The organism is Methanoculleus sp. DTU007 (assembly GCF_001512385.1).
In the GTDB taxonomy this organism is placed as follows: domain Archaea; phylum Halobacteriota; class Methanomicrobia; order Methanomicrobiales; family Methanoculleaceae; genus Methanoculleus; species Methanoculleus thermophilus.
Window position 1 is genome coordinate 1 of sequence record NZ_LFRO01000027.1, and the last position, 1,933, is coordinate 1,933.

A 1,933-nucleotide genomic window follows, 5' to 3' on the forward strand; every position below is an offset into this window, starting at 1 on the left:
CAATCTCTGTCCCGGCAAGCCACTTGGGGGGGAAGAGACCGACGAGAATTGCGATTTTCATGCTATTCCTATCCCTTCAGGCTTTTTTAGTGACCTTTCTTCCCACAAGAACCATTATATTGCTGAAAGGGTTTTCACCAAATTTCTTTGCCACTTTTTCGACTATTTGATAAGTTTTCAGCCCAACTTTACTGTCAATGGCATTTGGGAGCATTATCAGCCCATCATCCATCCAGAACTCAATTGTTTCGAGTCCTGCCATTTTAAAGAGCGATATCATCTCGGATTTGGATGGTTCACTCTTTTCATACTTTTTCCCCACCACTTTTGAATATATTTTTTGGGGGAGCCTGTATGCGCTGTATCGATTTGGAACTAGTATTATGCAGATTCCATTGTCCTTCAATACCCGGGAAATTTCCTTAATTGTGGCACCCCTATCTACAAACTCAAATAAACCCCAACTGACAACAGCATCAACAGACTTCATCTTAAGTGGAATGCTTTCACAGTCTGCAAAAACAAGATCTAATTGAGGATTTTCTTTTTTCGCATAAGATAACCATTGATAAGCAATGTCTATGCCTATAGTGTTTTCATTGAACTTTCTGACTATTTTTGTCGAACTGCCGGGGCCGCAACCGAGATCCAAAATTCTGCCGTTTTTACAGTATTTTTCGACTGCATTCTCAAAAATGGGTAACCAGTGATGATGTGTGTAGTACTCCCTGGGTGACTTTAGGTACCGGTTTTCATACTCTAACGGATCGACTTCATTGTAGTCCATGTTGGAGGTCTCCTAACACCACGAATTTCTTTCAGAGCATTAACTCGTAGTGATCATTTGATCTTTGAGCAACTTCCTCTTCGATAGGAGGATCATGGTTGATATTATGTATGACATAATAGTTGAAATTACTGCTCCTTTAATGCCTAGAACCGGTATCAGCACAATGTTTAAAGCAATGTTTGCTATCGCCGTCGATAGGGCTGCATAAGATACCAGTTTCACTCCATCGATCCCAACGGAGCACATTAACCAGTCATAAAACTGATTCACAGGGATTGTTACCGCTAAAAGTACAAATAATAATGTTAGGACTGGATCCAGGTGATAATCCGGTCCATATATTGATAAAATGATGCTGCCAGATATAAGTGCAATTGGAAGCGATGCGATGATAAAAATTATGGATATTTTATTTACTTTATCTAGTAATGCCTTTTTATCACCACAACTCGATGCAAAAGGGAAAAAAGTGGTCACAAAGATCGTTGAAATTAAGAGCAATACTGTTGTAAATGAATAGTAATATGCCCTGTATATGCCCACCTCGGATATTGTTAGATAATAATTGATCATCAGCTTATCGATATTTGAGTAGAGAACGAATGAAATTCCTCCTAAGAGGGAATATATACTGTAATGGTGTAACTTTCTCACCCAACTTTTGTTAAACTTCGGTTTTAAATAATTTCTGAGAATTGCAAGTATAACTCCTCCCATTATACCATATGCGAGCAGCATCGAGAATAACGGAGATTTAAACGAGAGATCCTTACACATCAAGGCGAAGAACAGAAATGTAAAGAACAGGATCGCAGAATGTATTGACATCAGTCGCGAATATGTCCGAAGCATGTGGAGGCTTCTCAGAGTCTCTGTTGTGAGCGTATAGAAAACAAACAGGACGGCGAAGAGTACAGCAAAATAAAACACCTCGCTGGATATCGAGAAGATAGTCATAATCTCCTTTGAAAATATGAAATAAACTAAGAGAGATACAACCGTGAATACAAATACCAGAATGTAAGTCGTTGAGATGATGCGCCGCTGCCTGAGGATATCATCCTTTTCAGCGTTGTACTTAACCATTGCCGTGTGGAAACCGAGCAGCATGGGGATATAGAGGAACATGGCCACTGATTGAAT

At 39.5% G+C, this 1,933-nt stretch carries 2 protein-coding genes; both read right to left on the minus strand.

Going from position 1 to position 1,933, the window contains the following annotated elements:
* Positions 1 to 76: 76 nt before the first annotated feature.
* The gene (locus ACI94_RS02610) at positions 77 to 787 is read right to left on the minus strand and encodes a class I SAM-dependent methyltransferase (protein WP_286681059.1); all 711 of its coding nucleotides are present in this window, start codon (positions 785 to 787) and stop codon (positions 77 to 79) included.
* A 39-nt stretch (positions 788 to 826) separates the two neighbouring features.
* Positions 827 to 1,933 (minus strand): oligosaccharide flippase family protein (locus ACI94_RS02615; protein WP_286681060.1); only part of this gene is annotated, 1,107 nt, incomplete at its 5' end.